Consider the following 19,724-nt stretch of genomic DNA (forward strand, 5'->3'; position numbering starts at 1 on the left):
CGGGATCACTCCACGTCTTGTGCCGAATCCGCACAGGGGGGCCGGAGTCGTGCCGATGGAAAGGCGTCCTTGGGGGTGCGTCAGGTGAGACAAGTGCGTGTGGTGTCGCGCCCGGTCCAGCTCCGTGCTCGCGCACGCGAGGCAGAGGCAGTCGAGCAGCTCGTGCGAGCGGCACGCGCGGGACAGGGCGGCGCGCTCGTCCTGCTCGGGGAGGCCGGTATCGGCAAGACCACGCTACTCGCCCACGCCTTGGACGCGGCGACGGGCTTTCAGCCGTTGCGCGCGGTCGGGGTCGAGTTCGAGATGGACCTGCCGTTCGCGGCCTTGCATCAGCTCTGCGGACCGCTCCTGCCCAGGATCAACCGGATTCCCGTTGCTCAGCGGGAGGCGCTGGAGGCCGCGTTCGGACTGCGCAGCGACGTGGTGGTCGACCCCTTCCGGGTCGGACTCGCCGTTCTCGGTCTGCTGACCGAATCCTCCCGCGAAAGCCCGGTCCTGTGTGTGGTGGACGATGCCCAGTGGCTCGACAGCGCGTCGGCGCGTGTCCTCACGTTCGTCGCTCGACGGGTCCGGTCCATGGCTGTCGCTTTCACGTTCGGGCTGCGTGACGTGCCGGACACCGATGTGCTGCGAGGGCTGCCCGTGCTCACCGTGCTCGGGCTCCCCGAGGCCGAAGCCCGCGCGCTGCTGGCCGCGGAAGTCCTGGCACCACTGGACGGGGCGGTCCGCGAAAGGATCATCGCTGAGGCGCGTGGCAATCCGCTCGCGCTGCTGGAGCTGGCGCACGGCGCAGGTCCAGGAGCCGTTGCGGGCGGTTTCGCCCTCCCGGACACGGTCGCGGGGAGGATCGAGCGGAGCTTCCACGATCGCGTCGCGGCATTGCCTGACGAGACGCGACGGCTGCTTCTGGTCGCCGCGGCGGAGCCGGTCGGGGATCCGGCGCTGCTGCAGCGTGCCTGCGCGTACCTGGGCACGGGTATCGAGGCGGCGGCCCCAGCGGAGGCGGCCGGGCTGCTGGAGCTCGGCGCACGTGTACGGTTCAGTCATCCGCTCGTACGGTCGGCTGTCTACAGGGCCGCGCCGTTGGCCGAGCGCCGCGCCGCCCACTCGGTACTGGCCAGGGCAACGGACCGGCAGACGGATCCCGATCGACGCGCCTGGCATCGGGCCCAGGCGACCTTCGGGGTGGACGAGGCTGTCGCGGCGGAGTTGGAGCAGTCGGCGCAGCGAGCACAGGTCCGCGGCGGTCTGGCCGCCGCGGCTGCCTTCCTGGAGAAAGCCGCCGTACTGACGCCGGACCGCACCCGCCGGAACGAACGTCTGCTGTCGGCCGCACAGGCCAAGCACGACGCCGGCTGCCCGGACGAGGCGCTGAACCTGCTCGCCGCGATGGACGCCGGTGGACTCAACGGCTTCCAGCACGCCCGATCGGGACGCTTGCGCGGCCAGATATCCTTCTCGGTGCAGCGGGGGAACCAGGCTCCGCCGCTGCTGCTCGAAGCGGCTCGACTGCTCGCCCCCTTCGACGCAGGGCTCGCCCGCGAAACACTTCTGGAGGTGCTGTGGGCCGCGGCATGGGCAGGTCGCTTCGGCGATGCTGAATCGGTCGTGCACGCAGCCGAGACCGTGCTCACCAGCACACCCTGTCCGCGGCCTCCCGGAGCAGCCGACCTACTGCTCGAGGGTGTGGTGAAGCTCTTCACCAAGGGACTGGCGGCAGCCGTACCGCAGATCCGGGCCGCCCTCGACACCTACCGGCGGTCAGGTGACATACGAGCACTCCCGCTCGCCTGCCGTGCGGCCTGGGGGGTCTGGGACGATGACGCCCTGGAAGCACTCACCACGCGGCTGACCGCAACTGCTCGAGACTCGGGAGCGCTGGCCGTTCTGCCGGTCGGTCTGAATTTCGAGGCATGGCTGCGCATGCAACAGGGGCGCTTCGACAAGGCCGGCGCGCTCATCCAGGAAGCCGATGCCGTGTCGGAGGCGACCGGTGCGCCGCAGACGAAATACGGGGCAGCGTTTCTGGCCGGATCGCGCGGTGGCCCGCAGGCCTGGCAGCTGCTGGATGCCAGCGCACGTGAAGCAGCCACGCGCGGGGAGGCGACCGCGGTCACGATCACCGAGTTGGCCACCGCGGTGCTGCACAACGGCGGCGGCCGCTATGACGCCGCGCTCATAGCCGCGCGCAAGGCTGCGAAGCACGTCCAGATCTCGGCGTTCGGGGTGTGGGCCCTGTCCGAGGTCGTCGAGGCCGCCAGTCGTCTGGGACACACGGACGTGGCCATGAACGCGGCCGATGAGCTGTCGGAGAGGACCCTTCCGTGCGGCACCGACTGGGCGCTCGGCGTCGAAGCCGCGGCGCGAGCCCAGGTCGCGGACGACACCGTGGCGGAGGACCTTCATCGCGAGGCGGTTGAGCGACTGGCACGGACACAGATGCGCGTGCCTCTGGCCCGGGCGTACCTCGTCTACGGAGAGTGGCTCCGTCGCCAAAGACGCCGTATCGATGCTCGCGGTCAGCTGCTCACGGCGCACGAGATGCTCTCTGCGATGGGTGCGCAAGCGTTCGCTGCGCGAGCGGAGAGTGAGCTGAGAGCAACGGGCGGGTTCCGCCGCTCGGTGGATGCTCCCGAACGGCTCACTGGCCGCCAGGTGCAGGTCGCGTCCGTCGCGTCGCAGTCGGACCTGCCTGCGGGATTGACCGAGAGGGAGGTGCAGGTGCTCTGCTTGGTGGCTCAGGGCCTGCACAATCGGGAGATCGGTATGCAGCTGTCTATTTCGAGCCGGACAGTGGGGCACCATCTGGCCCACATCTACGACAAGACCGGCCAGCGGACCCGGGCCGGTGTGACGGTGTTTGCCATGGAGCACGGTCTGCTTTCCTGACGATGACAGCCGCGCCTCCGGCACGCCCAGCGGTCGCCGGCCTCGCTCGCCCCGCTTCCAAGGCGTCCGGAGCCACGTACAGCGTCTGCCCGGGCTCGCCGGCGCGGCAGGAAACTGCGGGATCATGGTTGAGCACCTGCCCGGCCCCGGAAACGGTGACCGACGACCAGCCGCGTCGACTGGTCGCCGTGTCGTATCGAGGCAACCGGGAACTCACCGCTAGGGGGACCAGCGGCACTGCCTTGAAGAAGAGAGCAGGCAGGCGGTCCTCAGGGAACCAGGACGATCTTTCCGGTGGTCGTACCCGTCAAGATGATCTCGTGGGCCTTGACAGCCTCCTCCAGCGGCAGCACCTGATCGATGTGGACGGTGAGCCGTCCCGCCTCCACGAGCGCCACGAGACGCGCCAGGTCAGGCGCGGACGGGCGCACGCCGGTGATGGCGTGGCGGATGCCGAGTTCGGCGATCAGCTCCGGGGTGACGCCGGTGTCCTGGGGATAGGCGCTGATGAGTATGCCGCCTTCAGCCACGATCCGGGCGGAGCGCGTACCGTACTCGCCACCGACGAGGTCGAACACCACGTCTACCGGGCCGACCTCGGTGAAGTCCCGGGTGTGGTAGTCGATCAGCTCGTCCACGCCCAGACTGGACAGCAGGCCATGCTTGCGCGCGCTGGCCGTGCCGATCACGTAGGCGCCACGTGCCTTGGCGATCTGGACCGCCAGGTGGCCGACACCACCTGCGGCCCGGTGCACGAGCACACGCTGCCCCGATTGGATCCTGGCCAGACCGACGAGGCTCTGCCAGGCGGTCAGGCCGGCCATGGGAAGGGCCGCCGCCTGCTGGATGGTGAGGCTGGTGGGCTTGTAGATGATCTCGTTGACGGAGGCGAGGACGTACTCGGCGTAGGTGTTGCCCGCCTGCGGGAGGGCAAGCATGCCGAGGACCTTGTCTCCGACAGCGAAGGCAGACACCCCGGGGCCGACGCTTTCGATGGTGCCGGCGACGTCCCAGCCCACAGTAAACGGCGGCTCGCCGAGCATCGCAAAGGCCCCCGAGCGCACATGTCCGTCGACCGGGTTGACGCCGATCGCGCCGGTTTTGATCAGCACCTGCCCGTAGCTCGGCTCCGGGCGGACGGTCTCCACGATCGTGAGCACGGACGGGGCGCCGACGGTGTGCTGAGTGACGACACGCATGAATGCTCCTCGGCGAAGTGTCGGACCACCGCCGGGCGTGCGGCGGTGGGTTCTTGGTGATCCCCCGGTGCCGTGCCTGGGGGAGGGCCGACCTGGCGGGAGAAGGGTGGCACCTGAGCAAACACCCGCGCGGTGACAGTGGCCCGCGGTCTGCGGACCGGAAACCGCGAACAGGAAGTGCCAGAGCCTTTCCGGCACACCACGCGACCGGCTGCTGCTCAAGGCAGGTCCACCCGGTCAAGTATTGGTGTTCGGCCCAGAGGTAACCAGGGGATGGCAACCCCTGGGTCACGGACGTGCAGTTGCAACAGCAGCTCCCGCACCGCACCCCGCCGCAGAGGGTCCGACGCCGTCGCGGTCGGCAGCTCGGGCGGCGTCTCACCGCACCGGCCGCGGCTGCCGTGCCGCTGTGGATGAGGACCGATTGATGGGTCTGACCTGTGAAGTGGCCGGTAGCCACCACCGGATCGGAAAGCTGAACGCTGCGGTCGGCCGGAGGGAGCTGATGCGCCCCGGCGCACGGAAGGCCTCCACGGCCCTAGCCGACCGTGGCTGTTGCAATGTCCGGGAACGGTAACAGCGGGGTCGCGGGTCACAGACCCGTCTTCCGCCGCCCCGACCGGCCCGCTCATGGTGATCAGGCATTCGACGCCCGGGGGCCGGACATCCTGCCGCCGGCCTCCTTCCACGAAACGGGGACACCCACCATGGCTTTCGTCTTCCGCGCCAAGTCCGCCCTCGTCGCTACCGCGTTCCTTGCGGGAACCGGTCTGATGACGGCTTGCCAGCCCGACACTTCGGGCGCCGCCCCTTCGGCGCAGAACACCTCCGGCGCCGCGTCGGCCCTCGAATCCGTGAAGGCGACGGTCAAGGGCAAGGGAGTCAGCGGGACCTTCACCGGTGGCACGGTCGAATACCTGGCGCCCGGCAAGCACACCGTCAAGGCGGGCGGCAAGGAGCAGCAGTTCTTCGTCGCCGAGGACACCAAGATCTACGGCGCCGGAACCATCTGCGGAGAGTACAACCCGGCCGCCGACACGCCCTGCACGGTGGACGAGTTCGAGAAGGTCCTCAAGAGCGGCTCCATAGCCGCGGACGTGGTCATGAAGAACGGCGCGGCCACTACCATCACCGAACGTCCGGCACCGGACGAGGGCGCCCCTGCCGACGACAGCCGGCACAGTTCCGGAAGCCCGGCCGCGAACGAAAGCCCGGAGACCTCCGTCGACGGCATCAACAAGGGAAAGGGCGTCAACGGTACCTGGTACGGCATTGTGAAGTACCTGGCGCCTGGGAAGTACGAGGTCTCCGGTGCCTCCGCCCACGGCTCCGGCGGGCAAGACCAGATCTTCCTCGTCGCTGAGGACACCCAGATCAAGGGGCACGGTGAGATCTGCGGCGACCCGGACGGCCAGGCGGTCGACGAGTGCACGGAGGCCGACCTGGAGGCCGCCGCGCAGGGCGGGGTTGAGGCCGAGGTCCACATCAGCAACGGCATCGCCACCGAGATCGTCGAAGGGTCCCTGGTGGGGAACTGACCTGATCCGACCGCGGACTCGGCGGGACGGCCATGCTGGGACACACCGAATAGACGGCGGTGGCTACCAAGGAGGCGACCCCTCCGGCAGCCTTCCTTCGGCTGCCCGCATCCTCACAGCGGCAGACGTCTTCGCTCTTTGCGGCCCCTGTCCGGGGTCGCGGCCCCGTATGGCGCACAGCACAGTGGTGAAGCCAGTGGCTGTGCGCCACGGATGGTGCCGCCGGTAGGTCAGTTGCCCGTGCTGCCGCGGTCGTTCTCGCTGTTCTTTGGCTTCAGCACCCCGTATCGGCCGAATCAAGCCCGTCAACCGCTTGCTTCGGGCGATCGGCCTCACAACGCACCAGGAAGGCGAGTACAGATGACCGTCAGTCTGGCGAAGAACCAGCAGGGCGCCCGGGCGGCGCAGAACAGAGAGACAGTGGCCCAGATGTACGCAGCTCTAAGCCGCGGAAACGGTGAGGCGGTCCTTGAGACGCTCAGTGACAAGATCGAGTGGGTCGTCGCCGCCGGATTGCCGTACGGCGCAACCTATCGTGGCCGTGACGCAGTGCTGGCTGGTGTGTTCTCCCGTTTCGACACCGACTGGGAAGACTTCGCCGTCGTTCCAGCAGAACTCGTCGCGGTCGAGGACACGGTGATAGCACTCGGGCACTATCAGGGGAGGGGACGAAAGACCGGCAAGTCGATGAAGGCACGCTTCGCACACGCCTGGCGCTTCGAGAATGGCGTGCCTATCTCCTTCGAGACCATCGCGGACACCCACATCATGGTCACCGCCATGTCATGATCAGCCACTGGCCAACCGCCGCTGCACGTGCTGGTTCGCGATGGATCACGGAGCCGGGCACGCCCCGCCCCGCGGTGTACGGCGGCTGCCTCTCACCGGCCCTGTGAGATACCGGTGAGACGTGGTTGCCCGAACGGGAACCGTGAACGTGGATCGTAGGCGGCCTCGAACACAGGCGGTGCTCCCCTCCCGGAACGTTCACTCATGGCCTTCCGCGAGTGGGGGAGGGGGTGATGCGGGTGCTGACGTCATACGGCGATCGAGTCGTCGCGTTCCCCGTCGAAGTAGTACGGCTCTTTCTGGCCGGTCAGGTTGATGCGAACTCCTGCTGGTGCCAGGGCTTCCCGGATCTTTAGCATGACGGCGTCGCTGAGGTAGTGGTGGTGCAGATCGAGTTCCTCCAAGTGGGTGAGCGGCTGGCCGGCCAGCAGCGACAGCGCACCACTGTCACTGAGGGTGCCCATCGACAGGCTGAGTGACGTGAGTTGAGCCACGAGGGGGGCGGAGGCCACTGCGGCGGCTATCTCGTCCTGAATGGGACTGTTCTGCAGGCCGAGATGGCGCAGTGCGCGGAAGCGGCCCTCTGTGAGCAAGGGCGCGAGGTGCTCGACGGTGGTGTGACCGAGGTTGCAGTTGTTGCCCAGCCACATCTCCAGGAACTCGAGCGCGGGCAGGTCGGCTGCGATGACGCCCTCCACGGCCTCCGGCGGCAGCCCGTCGGATTCGAGACGCAGGACACGCAAGTCCTCGTGCCGCATAACGGGGAAGGCGAGCCCCAAGCCGCCGCGGACGCCGAGCTCTTGTAGATGGGGGTAGGCCCGCAGTATCGGGGTGACATCGGTCTGGTGCAGCCAGGAGATCCCCCTGTCCACCTGGGCCACGACATCTCCAAGGAAGACGGCTTGAAGGCTGGTGAGCTGGGAGCGGTGTTCCACGAGCAACTCCACAGGGCCCTCCGGCCAGTTGCAGTTCGCGCTGTACCAGGAGTCGCTGAAGATCAGCGCCCGCACGTCGTGGAGTTTCACGGTCCCGGCGAAGCGCTCCCAGTACTCCTCTTCCGCCTCGTCACCAGTGCTCAGCCGCCATGCAACGCTCCCGGCCGCAGGAAGCGCGTTGGCCGGAGCTTGGCCCGGGAAGGTCACCACGGGTAGCCCATGGAACCGCTGCAGGTAGTTCACGTACATGGTGGCTCCCATCGTCGTAGCGGGTGACGCAGTTACTTGTGCAGCCGTACAGTCCTGCAGCCGTGCAGCCGTGCAGCCGTGCAGTCTGCTCGGCCGGTGGTGTCGCCCCTCAGCAGCCTTCAGGCCCCCTTGCGCGGCGGGAGTTCGCCACTGCCGGACTGCTGCGACTGCCGGTTCGGCGAGTGGCGTATCGCCATGGACAGCCGGGGGTCGACCGGGCCGGGAACCGAGGTTCGGACAGGCCGGGGCGGAGGAGCCACGCTGGTGGCGGCCGACCGTGTCAGCCGATGCTTCGGGACGGTGCGGTTCTGTGCGGGCCTGATGACCCTGAGGCGCATGGTGTCCGGGAATTCCCCGTATTCCGACGGGGTTGACGGGAGATCGGGGGCCGTGTGGCGAGAGGGCGGGGAGGGGTGGCCCCGCCAGGTGGTCGAGCGACGCGGGCGCCAGCGGAAGTGAAGAGCCAGCAGCCGGAGGGTGAACGCGGCCAGGGCCGCTGTGGTCGCCGTGACCACATCCAGCAGCCCCGCCGCGTGCAGCGCGGCGGTGGCCCCCGCGCCGACGAGCGAGGGAACGGCGTACAGGTCGCTGTCCCAACGCAGCAGGGCGGGAAGTTCCTTGGCCACCGAGCTGGCCAGAATGCCTCCTCCCATGGCGGTGATGACACCCAGCGCGGCTGACGGGAGGGCGTCCATGCCGTGCAGAAGCCCCTTGACCGTGCCGGTCACACTGAACAGACCCAGACCGACAGCATCCAGCACGTCGAAGAGATAGGGCTGCTGTCGAAGGGGCCTGCCGCGGTAGGCGATCAATGCTGCGGCAAGAGGAGCTACGGGATAGCCGAAGTCCGTGAAGGCGATTGACGGCACGTCGAGGACGAGGTCCCTCAACAGGCCACCGCCCAGTCCGGCGGCCTCGGCGAGCACGAGAGTCCCAAAGAGGTTGAAGTCCTTGCGTACGCCGAGATAGGCACCCGACAACGCGAAGCCGAAGATGCCGAGCAGATCGAGGAAGTACTGCGATGCCGGGCTGGTCAGTTCGTGCATGAAGGATTGGCTCACTTCGGTCGTGGGGGACGATCCCGGGCCCACGGGCCCGCGGCTGCGGGCGACGGTCTGACACCGCCGTCCGAGGAGGCCCTTCCTGAAGAAGCCTCCCTGCGGGAGCACCAGCGGCAGGTCGGCCCGCGGGTCCCTGGCGGAAGCCGCCAATCTGGAACGAGCGCGCACCAATGGCTTCGTGGGAATTGCACTTCAGGATTTCGGAAAACGAGTATTGCATGACGTGCGTCGGCAGTCCAACAAGACAACGGTGGTGAAAGTAACGGCCGGTTGAGCAAAATTCGCTCAACCGAGCACGCTTTACCGACGGCCCTTGCTCAGGTGAGCGATTTGCTGCGGGTATTTCTGCACAGAAAAGGAGGGGCCCGCAAATTGACGCGTTCGATCGGCAGAGCCGGGGCTTGCGCGTCCCCCGCTTCACCGAGCCGTGGACCCCGGGCATGCCACTGGACGGCCGGCCGCCGTCACCGTGCCGCCTTTCCCCGCGCAGCGCCGTACGCATCCGCGAGATCACGTGCCTGACGCCTCATCATCGTCTCCAGCAACTGGCGGGCGAGCCGGGCGTTGCCGAGCGAGCGGTCCCGGGGAATCGCGTCGACGTGATCACTCAGCGCGGCAAGGGTGTCGGGGGCGCATGCCGTAGCCGGCTGCAGCGTGCCGCTCGACGATGGCCACCAGCTCGTCGGTGCTGTAGTCCTCGAAATGTACATACCGGGAGAAAAATGAGGACAACCCGGCCGTTCTGTGCCGACCGTGAGCAACTGCCGTGACACGCGCTTCGAACCTCCTGGTGTGCCCTGTTGCGTATGTGCCCGTGAACTGAAGGGAACGGGCAGTTGTGTGCTGCCCGGCTCGCCGGGCCGCAGATGCGGGGACGGGTGCGGCGGTAGCGGTGCAGGCCCCCGGCTGACCTGACGGCGCGCACACGCACCTTCTCCGATCACCAGGGCACCGCATAACTGGTGCCGTCGAGCGGCCGCGTGCCGAGTGTGCCTATCATGCGCGCCATGCGAAGCCCCGTGATACGGACCCTCGTTGTGCTGACAGCAGCGGCGGCGCTCATCCTGCCCGTCACCACGTCCGCCGCCGCAGCGCCGACGCCATCGCCGTCCCCGGGCGACGGACAGGTCACCCTGCTGCCGCCACTGCCGGTCCGGCTCGGCGAGGGCAATCCGTGTACCAAGGCCTCTGACCGCACAGCCGCCGGAACCACTTGGGCACAAGCGGCGCTCGGTCTGGCGAGGACTCAACAGCTCTCCGCAGGCGCAGGCGTGAGTGTTGCGGTGGTCGACACCGGTGTGAACCCGGACGTTGCTGCCTTGGCAGGCCGGGTGCAAACGGTGGGGGAGGCGGACAATGACTGCGTCGGGCACGGCACCTTCGCAGCGGGCCTGATCGCCGGTGCCCGAACCAAAGGCAGCACCATTGTGGGAATGGCCCCTCAGGCCCGCATCATCGCCGCGCAGGGTACCGACGATCGCGGTGTGCCCACACCGCAGCGCATCGCCCTGGGCATCCGCGAAGCCGCCGACCAGGGTGCTGACGTCATCTACGTCGGCCAGGCGCTGCGAACGGGAAGAGCGGAGCTGACCGCTGCCGCCGCCTACGCCGCCCGGCACGATGCGCTGGTCGTGGCCCCCGCCGCCCCGGACGCCATCCCCCAGGATCAGCTCGGGTCCACAGGTGAGCAGCCGACGGGTCCATACTGGCCCGCTGCCGCGCCGGGAGTGCTGTCGGTGGTGGACTTCGGCCCCAACGGAATGCGGCAGAGCAACGCTCCGCCCGCCTACGACCCGGACCTGTCCGCACCCGGCAGCGCGATGGTCAGCATCGGACCGCGCGGCTCGGGCCATTACATCGGCTCCGGCGCCTCACTGGCAGCGGCCTGCACCGCGGGAGCAGCCGCACTCGTGAGGGCCCATGACCCGCGGATGACCGTCCAGGAAGTGTCCAGGCAGCTGCTCGTGGCCGCTTACCCCTCCGACATCCCCCGCCTCGACCCCTATGCCGCACTCACCATCGCCCTGCCGCAGCAGAAGGCCGACCGGGTGGCTGCCCCGGTCGCACACCTGCCGCAGCCCGCCGATCCCACTCCCGGCATCCGTGCTGGGGCGGTCGCCGGGGCGTCCCTCGCCCTTGTGCTGTTCCTCGCGGCCGCGGCCGCAGTGATCCCACGCGGTCGGGCCAGGAATTGGCTCCCGCCCGGCCGCCAGCAGAGCGCTGCCTCGCCGAGCACTTAGTGGTCCACGTTCGAAGTCCTTCGGGGGCTGACTTCGGATCCGGTGTTGTGTGCCTGCCGGTCAGATGTCTGGGGCGGTGAGGTGGAGCGGGCAGGCGCAGTTGAGGGCTTCTTCGGGGGCGCCGGCGAAGCCGCCGGTTGGGCAGCAGGGAGTCTTCGCAGCGGTCGCTGCTGGCGTAGTAGAGGGCGAAGCCCTATCTACTGGCGGTTCCGCCGTCGTGTAAGCGCATGAGCTTGACGCCCTCGCCGTCGGCCAGCTCGCCGTCGACGTAGGCGAAGGCCCCGCGGTTGCGGACGTGCAGCCGCGCAACTGCGGCCAGGCGGTGCGGGCGTGCTGGTCAGAGGACGGCGGGCGACCGCGCGTCCGGCACTGCCCAGTCTGCGAGACCCGGTTGAAGCCTGGGCCCGGGCGGCAGTTCGGGGCTGGAGAACACCGCGCGCTTCCACGCCGACGGCATGCCCGGCCATGCCCGAGAGCCCGCTGTCGGGGCCCGCCGACTCCGTGTCCTCGTCCGGTCTCGGGTACGAGGGCCAAGGCGCGGAACCGGGCGCGTTCCCGGTACGCCGGTCATCGAGACCCGTCTCGTCACACCGGCGGGCGCGGGGTGACTCCCAGCGCCGTACCGGCGACGCCGATGACCGGCACCACCCCGCCAACCGGCGCGACGGAACCCACCTGCCCGTCCCTCCCCGCGACCCCGGCGGCCGACCTCCCGACGCTGCCGGAGCCCCCCGCCACGACACTCCCGCCGCTCCTCGGCGTCCCGGCGCTGCTTCCCCCCGTCGAGGCTCCCGTCCCTGCCCGGCACAGCGGTTCCGGCCGCGATGACGCCCTGACCCCTGGCAAACCCCACGCCGCCACCCACCAGCAGGGCGCCAAGAAATTTCGCGCTGTCCGCGAGGGATCGCCCACCCCTGCCCGTAGAGCAGGTGACACCACCGCCGGGCCCCAGCAGGCGGGGACGTAATCACCAGCGGAGAATCACTTGCACAGCACCAAGGACAGCGGACGGCGACACCGCCGCGGCGGGTCTCTGCTCGCGTTGTCGGTCGCCTTCGTCTGCGCTCTGACCGTGGGCGCGCAGCCCGCGCAGGCCGTGGGCGAGACGAGCCTCGGCCGGCGCTTCAACGACGGGCTGGACACCCGGCTCAGCGCGACCGCGTTCCGCGACGCGGCCCGCACGATCGGCTACACGGGCACGAGTTACACCTCCGGCCGCAGCGCCGACAACGCCTGGGCGGACGGCATGGACGCGGACGTCTTCGCGCTGTTCGGGCACGCGAACGGCGGCATCTACCAGACCGACGAGGGTGCCACGGACGACCTGGACGCGATACTGGCCGCGGCCGTTTCTGGATCCGGTTCTCGTACCACGCCACCACCGGCGTGAGCGTGAGCACCGCACTGTCCCGGGCACGCTCGGACCTCGTGGCCAAGGAAAGCTCGGCGGGCGGCTGGGACAAGTACGTAGTGCGGGGCGCCGCCGCCAATCCCGGTGCCGTGACACTCAAGCCGGCCGCGGAGGGGGAACCGCTCAACAGCCGGCCGGTAGCCACGCCGACGTTCTCGTCGCCCGCCTCCCTGACGCCCGTCTCTACCACCTCGGCCGAGGGCCCGTCGGGCGAACCGCTCACGACGGTGCGCACCGCCGAGGGCGTCGGCTACCCGAAGAAGCTGACCGCGGGCGTCACGTACAACTTCTGGGTCCACGCCGAGAACGGTGCCAAGTCCGCCTCCCCCTACGGCCTCGCGGGCCAGAAGCTCAGCAACGACTGCAACGACGCGGGTATGGACCCGGGCAGCTCCTGCATGGGCCTGAACTACACGCGGGCCGGCTCGGCCACCGAGCTGATGGTGAACAGCAGGCCTGGCTGGACGGTGCCGAGCTGCGCGGAATGGGTCCGCGGCGGCTCCCCGACCGCGTCGTCCAATGGCACCGGAACCTGCCCCGCCAACAGCTGACCACCGCAAGGAGGATGAGCGTATGACCGCACACGACCAGCAGGGCCGACCCGCCCATGACAGAAACCGCACCCTGCGCACGGTGGGTCTGACGGCGGCGCTCGGACTCGCCGTCCTGGCGGCCGTGCTGTTCTTCGTCGCCGATGCCGTCGCCACCAAGAAGTGCGTCGACACCGGTTACGGACTGGCCGACAGGATCAGCATGACCGAGGAGGGCTGCGAGCTGACGGTACGGGCCGCCGACGGCACCACACGCAGCGCCGTCGTGCCCACCCTCAGCGAGCCGCTGGCGACGGCGGCGCTGGCCACGGCGGTCGGGAGTGCCGTGCCTCCCGTCGTCTGCCTGTGGCTGGCGACCCGCCGCCAGCGCTGACCGGCTGGCTGGCGGCCGTGGCACAGCGCGTCGCCCGGCTCGCCTAGTCCGGCCTGGTCGGGCGGGCGGGCGCCGGGCGTCGCGCTGCCCGCGTCGCGCCACCAAAGTGCTGCTGGAGCGAGAGCCGGGTGGACTGCGGAGGTGTGGGCATCGCAGCCATCCTGCCCGACGGGCCGGGAAGCGGACGCGGCAGGCTACGGCCTGCCGTGATCCACTTCTCCCGATCGGCCCTCGCCCCATGCCCGTTGCCCCGGCCCGCCCGATAGCCCCGACCGCCGCCGAGCGCGAGCGGCTGAAGAAGATGACCTACGGCCACAAGACCGAGCATCGGATGCGCCTGCGCGCGCAGATCGTCCTACACGCGGCGCGCGGGCGTTCCAACGCGCGCATCGTCCGTGCGACAGGCCTGCACCTGGACACCGTCCGCACCTGGCGGGGCCGGTTCGCCGAGCAGGGCCTGCCGGGCCTGGCCGACCGCAAGCGCACCGGCCGCCCGCGCACGTTCACCGCACTGCAGACCGCCCAGGTCACCGCGCTGGCCTGCCAGCTGCCCGCTGAGACTGGGGTACCGCTGTCCCGCTGGTCGTGCCCGGAGTTGGCCCACGAGGCCATGGAGCGGGGCATCGCCACGTTCGTGTCGGCCTTCACCGTGCGCCGCTGGCTGGCCGAGGACGCGCTCAAGCCCTGGCAGCACCGTTCGTGGATCTTCATCACCGATCCCGACTTCCGCGCCAAGGCCGCCCGCGTCCTGGACCTGTACGCCCGCACCTGGCAGGGCCGGCCGCTGGGCGAGGACGAGTACGTCATCAGCGCGGACGAGAAGACCTTCATCCAGGCCCGCCGCCTCTGCGGCTCCGAGCCTTCGAAGACCGCTACAACGCCACGGCACAGCCGTTCCAGTGGAAGTTCACCACCTCCGACCTGGACGATCTGCTGGCCAGACTCGACCGGCACACCGCCCCGCAGCGGCACGAAGATCCGCACCACCGTGCGCGACGACGGGCATGAGCGGGCGGCTGACCTGCTCAGCTTGTCTTTTAACCTCTGTGCGCTTGTGTCCGCGGCTGCTTCTCCGTAGGGCGCGGTTTCTGATCATGCGGAAGGGGAGAGCTGTTCGCGCACCCATTCGGGATCGGGGTTGGTGTGTGGCTGGCCCGCCACGACGACGGTCGGCACGGTCTCGTTGCCGTCGTTGGCTGCTCTCACCTCTGCCGCTCCTGCCGGGTCGCGCCAGATGTTGACCCAATGCAACTGGCGGGCGCTGCGGCCCAGCCGGATGCGCAGTCGTATGCAGTACTTGCAGCCCGGCCGCCAGAAGACGACCGGTCGGCCGTCGACCGCGCTGCGGCGTTGTGCCTCCTGCGCACCGATCGACCTCGGGAAGATCAGGGGTGAGTTCACGCTGGCGAGCGCCAGGAACGCCGGCACGAGTGCTGCGGCTGTGCCGGGGCTCCCCTTGAATATCTGACCAGTCGCGACGGCTGAGCCGCTGAGCACAAGCAGCATCGGCAGGATCCAAGCGCGCACCATGGTGATGCAGGCTATCGATGAGTCGAAATGCTCCTCGAACTAGGCCGCTCACCTGGGTGTTCGCCGGACGCTGAGGCGGCCTTCGTCTGATCATGTGCTCCGACCAAGGATGCACGTGACCACGACGAAGGCCGTGAAGATGAGTCTGCTGCCTGATCATGTCCCAGGGGAAGCGTTCGCGAAAGCGTCACACTTCCGGGAGGACTTATTCGACTGTCTGACCGCTCGCGGGGACGAACGGTTCGACCTCACGGATGCGCTGCTGTGTGCGGACGGGCCGGTGAGGGCGCCGGCGGACCTGACGTTGGTGGCTGAGCACCGGCGTGGGCACGGCGCCATGTACGACGCCCTGAACTGCGGGAACGTCGAGGTGCCCCGGCTGCGGCAGGTGCTGGCCGGCCTGCCCATGCCGCAGGCCGGCGACGGCCGCCTGGTCCTCGCGGTCGACGTCAGCAACTGGCTCCGTCCCGACGCTCCCACCAGCGCCGATCGCCTGTTCTGCCACGTCTACGGCCGCAGCGGACGGTCCTCGGACCAGTTCGTGCCCGGCTGGCCGTACTCTTTCGTCGCCGCCCTGGAATCGGGCCGGAAGCCACTGCATTCCCGAAAAGTTGGCCTTGGTCTAGTCGTCCATGAAGTCCTCGATGTCCATGTTGCCGATCGCCAGGTTGTTCACCATGCCTCCGACCTGCTCAGGGTCCATCCGGAAGGCGTACCCGATGGGGCCCTCCAGGGGTACGACCAGGACGCGATGGTCGGGATCGCGCATGGTGGTCCCGTCCGCGATCACCACGAGGTCCGCGGTCATTAGCTCTGGGTCCTCGCTGTCGCGGACCAGTGCCATCAGCTGCTCCGGGCTGGAGCCCTCGAACGTCGGGTCGTCCACGGTGTCGATGTAGTCGCTGAAGTCTTCGATGGGGTCGTCATAGCCCGGCCCCGGGCGGTGCACGGTGTCGAGGAGCGATGTCCAGGCGGCGTCATCGGTGAAGTCGGTGCGCACGAGCAGACCGAAGTTCTCCTGGGTGAGAAGGGGCAGAACCCGGGTCGGGGGCTCGTAGCGCGGTGGAGGGTTCAGCGACTCCAGGTAGGTACCCACGGGATCGGGGAGGTCGTCCTCCCAGTCCTCCACGGTCTCGTCCTCCTCGGGCTCCCAATCGGGTTCGGCGGGGGCCTTCTCCTCGAAGTGCTCCAGGGTCGTCTCCTGGTACGGGCGGTGCAGCACCAGGTAGGTCAGGGCCGCTTGGCGGGGCGTGATCCGGAACGTGTCCCCGTCGGTGCCGCGGAACGCCAGCAGCGGACGCAGGTGAGGGTTGGCCGTGGTCCTGTCGTTGGCAAGCAGGACCAGGTCGGGAATCCACGTCCCGTCTCCCTCCAGGGCCTCGCTCACCTCCTCGGGGGTGGCGCCCTGCCAAGCGCGGTCGTCCACCACGATCAGGCGCCGGGGGATGGGCTCCCGCGGCACCGTGTGGGCCTCGTGTCCCAGGCGCGGTGCGACCAGACCGGGCAGTTCGCCCATGCGGGAGAGCACGTCATGCCAGGCGTCGTCGTCGCCGTGGTGGGTGCGGATCAGCAGCATGCCGGACACCCGCGGGCCGTCATCGGCCGGGGGCAGGGGCAGGGCAGGGCGCATCAGGGGTACCTCGCGAGTATCGCCGTGGATTGTCAGTTGCTCGGTTCTACCCGCTGGCTCTGACAAGGCCCAGTTCTCCTGTCCTGTCTCACTCACATAAGTTCGCTGAACTGCGCAGATACCGGGGTGATCGGGACGGCGCCCGCAACCCGTCTCACTCAAAGCGCGCGGAGGACGACGTCGCTGGCCCGTCGGGATCGTGGCGAGTCCAAGCCGCCGTTGTGGCGCCGCGTCCGCTGCGGAACTCCAGCTGGACCGCGGCTGGTTCACCATTCGTAGGAGGGCAGCCACTGCACGTCTTTTGCGTTCACCGCGCACCTCCTCGAGGCCGGCATCGACGCCTCGGTCGGCACCGTCGGTGATGCCCTGGACAACGCACTCGTGGAGTCTCATATCGGCCTGTACAAAGCGGAGCTGTCCCGTCGGCCTCGCCGACGTCGAACTCGGCACCGCGGAATGGGTCGACTGGTTCAACCAACGGATCCACAGCGCGATCGGAGACATCCCACCCCACGAATACGACACCAACCACTACGCTGAACACCAGCCCCAACCGGCAGCTGGTGTCAACTCATAGAGTCTGCACCGATCCCGGAGCGGTTCACTGTGTGATCATGGGGTTGGTGACCCCTGGCTAACCGGCGCAGACACGTCAATACTCGATCTCGTGCACCTGATCGAACTCGGCGTCTTCCTGCGGTCACGGCGTGCGCGGATCACGCCCGCCGAAGTCGGGCTGCTGACCGTGCCGCGCCGCCGTGTGCCCGGCCTTCGGCGCGACGAAGCCGCCCGGATGGCAGGCGCTTCGGAGGACTACTAGAGACTGTCGCCATACGGTGCACGCATCCTCAGCTCGGCCGTGGGGCAAGTCGATTCGATCAGCAATGCATTCAGGTCAGTTCCCGGCTCACACATGGGCAGATGAGGAGCAACTGTGCACCGAAGAAAATGGCTGAGCTTCGTCATCGTAGCCATTGTGGCCGCGGTGATGTCCGCCGGCGCGCTCTCCGCGCCCCCCTCTCAAGCCGTTGAGAACGGGCGAATAGAGACGAGCCATCTGTTGCCTATAGTTCAGATCTGGCGGAAAGCGGAGGGAAGCACCGGGGCCCGCTACATTTGCGCCGGCACCGCAGTTAGCCTGAAGTGGGGCCTCACGGCTGCCCACTGCTTCGACGACACCGGCGGGCAGGTGGGCAACTCCTACGAGGTCCGGTTCGGCAGCCTGCGCAGAGGGGAGGGCACACGGCTGGACATCGAGTACCTCGAGACCCGCGGTGACGTGGCCATCGTCCGCGTGTCGGGAGCAGGCTTCCGAGGCGTCAACTACGCAAAATTGCCGAACAGCAAGCAGGTGCCGCGGCTCAGGACGACCTTCACCAGCTGGGGCTGGGGCCGTACCTGCGCCACCTGCGGGCCGTCCGCGGAGCTCAGGAAGACCGACGCGAAAGTCATCGACAACGAGAAGGGCCTCCAGGACGCCAAGGGCGGTTCGGCCTACAAGGTCCGCACCACGTACGGAAAACTCTGGCAGGGCGATTCCGGTGGACCCAACGGGGAGTGGGACAGCGACAACGCCACCCTCGTACAACACGGAGTAGCTTCGCGCGTGGTGACGGGCTCCAAAGACGTCTACATGTCCTACCTCGCAGGCGGAGACAACGGGGTCTACGAATGGCTCATCGGGCAGGCCGGTATGGGGATCTTCGAGGGCGGGCACACCGAACTCAGGAAACGCGATCTGCGTGTGATGCCTCTCGGCGACTCGATCACAGCTGGTTTCAAGAGCTCTGACGGCAACGGCTATCGGGACGAGCTGCACAGGGAGCTCACCGCAGCCGAGAACAAGGTCGACTACGTCGGCTCGGGCAGCGACGGCACGATGTCCGATCGAGACCACGAAGGGCACAGCGGCTGGCCTATCAGCGACATCGACGGCGCAGCCAACAACGCCGTCCCAACGTTCCGGCCGAACGTCGTACTGATCCATGCCGGAACCAACGACCTCAAGAGAGGCGCGCCCGACCCCAACGGTGCACCCGGCCGACTCGCCAAGCTTCTCGACGACGTAATCGAGGACGCACCGGATGCCGCCGTGATCGTCGCCCAGGTTGTGCCGTCCAAGGACGACGGCACCAACGACCGGATCAACGCGTTCAACGGGGCCATCTCGGGCATCGTCGAACAACGGGCCAAAGCCGGCAAGCACATCCTCAGCGTCGACATGGGCGGACTGGACCCCGACACCGACCTCGCCGACGAACTGCACCCCAACGACGCCGGATACGACATGATGGCTGACATCTGGTACCAAGGCATCAACCGAGCGGCCGCCAGAGGATGGATCAGCGACCCCAACAGCGCGCCACCGGCCGGCCACACCGCATGCCCGACCAAGCCGATCTGGCATCCGTGGGGACAGGTCGCATCCGGCGGTGGAACGTCGACCGGCGGGCCCATGGGAGGATACGTCGACTTCGCAGACCTCAACGGTGATGGCCGCGACGACTACCTCATTGTGAAACCGACCGGGGCCGTCGTCGCGTACATGAACGGCGGCGTCCGTGGCCGCAACCAGGACGCCATCTGGTACCCGTGGGGCCAGGTTGCCTCCGGCGGCCTCGGCGACGACGTCCGGTTCGCAGACCTCAACGGCGACGGCCGCGACGACTACCTCATCGTCAGCCCGCAGGGCGCCGTCACCCTCTACCTCAACGGCGGCCTCCGATCCCCCGGCCAGGACGCCATCTGGCACCCCTGGGGTCAGGTCGCCTCAGGAGGCCTGAACGGGCCCAACACCCACATTGACTTCGCCGACCTCAACGGCGACCGCCGGGCCGAATATCTCATCGTGGACAACTACAGCGGCGCGGTGACCGCGTACGTCAACGGCGGCCTCCAGGGCCGCAACCAGAACGCGATCTGGCACCCCTGGGGACAGATCGCCGACGGCGACCTCGGCGACAACATGGCCGTCCGATTCGCTGACCTCAACGGCGACGGCCGCGATGATTACGTGATGGTCGCCGCCCACAACGGTGCCGCCGCCGAATACGTCAACGGCGGCCTCCGCGGCCGCAACGAGAACGCCCTGTGGCTTCCCCAGGGACAGATCGCTTCAGGCGGTGGCAGCCCCGGGTCGCTGGTCAAGTTCGCCGACCTCAACGGCGACATCCGCGAGGACTACCTCGCCCTCAACAACATCGGTGCAGTAAACCTCTTCATCAACGGCTGCTAAGACGTCGTTTCAGTTGGTGAGCCTGCGGTAGCTGATGAGGGCTGCGGCGATGCCGACGAAGGCCAGGAAGTGCTCGGCCTTTCGCTCGTAACGG

Annotated in this window: 15 protein-coding genes and 3 pseudogenes; 11 read left to right on the forward strand and 7 right to left on the reverse strand. The window is 68.5% G+C overall.

Features of this window, described 5'->3' with window-relative positions; genetic code table 11:
* Positions 1 to 93: 93 nt before the first annotated feature.
* Positions 94 to 2,889: an AAA family ATPase gene (locus tag ACIBBH_RS40030; RefSeq protein ID WP_399413547.1), complete on the forward strand. Its 2,796-nt coding sequence runs from the start codon at positions 94 to 96 to the stop codon at positions 2,887 to 2,889.
* Between the two features lie 269 nt (positions 2,890 to 3,158).
* On the opposite strand, the gene ACIBBH_RS40035 is transcribed toward ACIBBH_RS40030, so the two are convergent.
* Entirely contained in the window at positions 3,159 to 4,088 is a 930-nt protein-coding gene (locus ACIBBH_RS40035) for an NADP-dependent oxidoreductase (protein WP_399413549.1), read from the reverse strand.
* A gap of 707 nt (positions 4,089 to 4,795) precedes the next feature.
* On the opposite strand from ACIBBH_RS40035, the gene ACIBBH_RS40040 reads away from it, so the two are divergent.
* Together ACIBBH_RS40040 and ACIBBH_RS40045 are read left to right on the forward strand one after the other, a co-directional pair.
* Positions 4,796 to 5,626 (forward strand): hypothetical protein, encoded by an 831-nt coding sequence (locus tag ACIBBH_RS40040; protein WP_399413550.1) that lies wholly within the window; start codon positions 4,796 to 4,798, stop codon positions 5,624 to 5,626.
* A gap of 360 nt (positions 5,627 to 5,986) precedes the next feature.
* Entirely contained in the window at positions 5,987 to 6,415 is a 429-nt protein-coding gene (locus tag ACIBBH_RS40045; protein WP_399413552.1) for a nuclear transport factor 2 family protein, read from the forward strand.
* Positions 6,416 to 6,663: 248 nt separating this feature from the next.
* Here the strand turns inward: ACIBBH_RS40045 and ACIBBH_RS40050 are convergent, their stop codons facing one another.
* The 3 genes and pseudogenes from ACIBBH_RS40050 to ACIBBH_RS40060 form a co-directional block, all read right to left on the reverse strand.
* Positions 6,664 to 7,611 (reverse strand): STM4015 family protein, encoded by a 948-nt coding sequence (locus tag ACIBBH_RS40050; protein WP_399413554.1) that lies wholly within the window; start codon positions 7,609 to 7,611, stop codon positions 6,664 to 6,666.
* Between the two features lie 107 nt (positions 7,612 to 7,718).
* The gene (locus ACIBBH_RS40055) at positions 7,719 to 8,645 is read right to left on the reverse strand and encodes a trimeric intracellular cation channel family protein (RefSeq protein WP_399413556.1); all 927 of its coding nucleotides are present in this window, start codon (positions 8,643 to 8,645) and stop codon (positions 7,719 to 7,721) included.
* Positions 8,646 to 9,166: 521 nt separating this feature from the next.
* Positions 9,167 to 9,395 (reverse strand): annotated as a pseudogene (locus tag ACIBBH_RS40060) (hypothetical protein); the annotation flags it as partial.
* A 263-nt stretch (positions 9,396 to 9,658) separates the two neighbouring features.
* Here ACIBBH_RS40060 and ACIBBH_RS40065 point away from each other — a divergent pair.
* From ACIBBH_RS40065 to ACIBBH_RS40085, 5 genes are all read left to right on the forward strand, one after another.
* Positions 9,659 to 10,900, forward strand: coding sequence for a S8 family serine peptidase (locus tag ACIBBH_RS40065; protein WP_399413558.1), 1,242 nt, complete (start codon positions 9,659 to 9,661; stop codon positions 10,898 to 10,900).
* A 985-nt stretch (positions 10,901 to 11,885) separates the two neighbouring features.
* Positions 11,886 to 12,290, forward strand: a complete 405-nt coding sequence (locus ACIBBH_RS40070; protein ID WP_399413560.1) for a hypothetical protein — start codon at positions 11,886 to 11,888, stop codon at positions 12,288 to 12,290.
* Positions 12,291 to 12,292: 2 nt separating this feature from the next.
* Positions 12,293 to 12,862, forward strand: coding sequence for a hypothetical protein (locus tag ACIBBH_RS40075; protein ID WP_399413562.1), 570 nt, complete (start codon positions 12,293 to 12,295; stop codon positions 12,860 to 12,862).
* A gap of 22 nt (positions 12,863 to 12,884) precedes the next feature.
* Positions 12,885 to 13,235 carry a hypothetical protein gene (locus ACIBBH_RS40080; protein ID WP_327432665.1) on the forward strand — a complete coding sequence of 117 codons (351 nt, stop codon included), beginning with the start codon at positions 12,885 to 12,887 and terminating at the stop codon, positions 13,233 to 13,235.
* Positions 13,236 to 13,473: 238 nt separating this feature from the next.
* Positions 13,474 to 14,313, forward strand: a complete 840-nt coding sequence (locus ACIBBH_RS40085) for a helix-turn-helix domain-containing protein (RefSeq protein ID WP_399413564.1) — start codon at positions 13,474 to 13,476, stop codon at positions 14,311 to 14,313.
* A 14-nt stretch (positions 14,314 to 14,327) separates the two neighbouring features.
* Here ACIBBH_RS40085 and ACIBBH_RS40090 read toward each other — a convergent pair whose 3' ends face one another.
* On the reverse strand, positions 14,328 to 14,765 hold the full coding sequence (locus ACIBBH_RS40090) for a glutaredoxin domain-containing protein (RefSeq protein ID WP_399413566.1): 438 nt from the start codon (positions 14,763 to 14,765) through the stop codon (positions 14,328 to 14,330).
* Between the two features lie 139 nt (positions 14,766 to 14,904).
* Between ACIBBH_RS40090 and ACIBBH_RS40095 the strand changes: the two are divergent.
* A pseudogene (locus tag ACIBBH_RS40095) lies at positions 14,905 to 15,354 on the forward strand (transposase); the annotation flags it as partial.
* A gap of 33 nt (positions 15,355 to 15,387) precedes the next feature.
* On the opposite strand, the gene ACIBBH_RS40100 reads toward ACIBBH_RS40095, so the two are convergent.
* Positions 15,388 to 16,395: a DUF6924 domain-containing protein gene (locus ACIBBH_RS40100; protein ID WP_399413567.1), complete on the reverse strand. Its 1,008-nt coding sequence runs from the start codon at positions 16,393 to 16,395 to the stop codon at positions 15,388 to 15,390.
* 667 nt (positions 16,396 to 17,062) lie between these two features.
* Between ACIBBH_RS40100 and ACIBBH_RS40105 the strand changes: the two genes are divergently transcribed.
* Positions 17,063 to 17,215, forward strand: coding sequence for a hypothetical protein (locus tag ACIBBH_RS40105; RefSeq protein WP_399413569.1), 153 nt, complete (start codon positions 17,063 to 17,065; stop codon positions 17,213 to 17,215).
* 114 nt (positions 17,216 to 17,329) lie between these two features.
* The gene (locus ACIBBH_RS40110; protein WP_399413571.1) at positions 17,330 to 19,630 is read left to right on the forward strand and encodes an FG-GAP-like repeat-containing protein; all 2,301 of its coding nucleotides are present in this window, start codon (positions 17,330 to 17,332) and stop codon (positions 19,628 to 19,630) included.
* A 9-nt stretch (positions 19,631 to 19,639) separates the two neighbouring features.
* On the opposite strand, the pseudogene ACIBBH_RS40115 reads toward ACIBBH_RS40110, so the two are convergent.
* A pseudogene (locus tag ACIBBH_RS40115) lies at positions 19,640 to 19,724 on the reverse strand (IS5/IS1182 family transposase); the annotation flags it as partial.

The sequence above is a fragment of the Streptomyces sp. NPDC051636 genome, from assembly GCF_044453765.1.
Lineage (GTDB): Bacteria > Actinomycetota > Actinomycetes > Streptomycetales > Streptomycetaceae > Streptomyces.

Bases quoted from the DNA above. Each gene is read 5' to 3' on its own strand.
- ACIBBH_RS40090 (WP_399413566.1), bottom strand. From the start codon at position 14,765: ATGGTGCGCGCTTGGATCCTGCCGATGCTGCTTGTGCTCAGCGGCTCA.
- ACIBBH_RS40080 (WP_327432665.1), top strand. From the start codon at position 12,885: ATGACCGCACACGACCAGCAGGGCCGACCCGCCCATGACAGAAACCGC.
- ACIBBH_RS40100 (WP_399413567.1), bottom strand. From the start codon at position 16,395: ATGCGCCCTGCCCTGCCCCTGCCCCCGGCCGATGACGGCCCGCGGGTG.
- ACIBBH_RS40045 (WP_399413552.1), top strand. From the start codon at position 5,987: ATGACCGTCAGTCTGGCGAAGAACCAGCAGGGCGCCCGGGCGGCGCAG.
- ACIBBH_RS40050 (WP_399413554.1), bottom strand. From the start codon at position 7,611: ATGGGAGCCACCATGTACGTGAACTACCTGCAGCGGTTCCATGGGCTA.
- ACIBBH_RS40040 (WP_399413550.1), top strand. From the start codon at position 4,796: ATGGCTTTCGTCTTCCGCGCCAAGTCCGCCCTCGTCGCTACCGCGTTC.
- ACIBBH_RS40035 (WP_399413549.1), bottom strand. From the start codon at position 4,088: ATGCGTGTCGTCACTCAGCACACCGTCGGCGCCCCGTCCGTGCTCACG.
- ACIBBH_RS40085 (WP_399413564.1), top strand. From the start codon at position 13,474: ATGCCCGTTGCCCCGGCCCGCCCGATAGCCCCGACCGCCGCCGAGCGC.
- ACIBBH_RS40065 (WP_399413558.1), top strand. From the start codon at position 9,659: ATGCGCGCCATGCGAAGCCCCGTGATACGGACCCTCGTTGTGCTGACA.
- ACIBBH_RS40055 (WP_399413556.1), bottom strand. From the start codon at position 8,645: ATGCACGAACTGACCAGCCCGGCATCGCAGTACTTCCTCGATCTGCTC.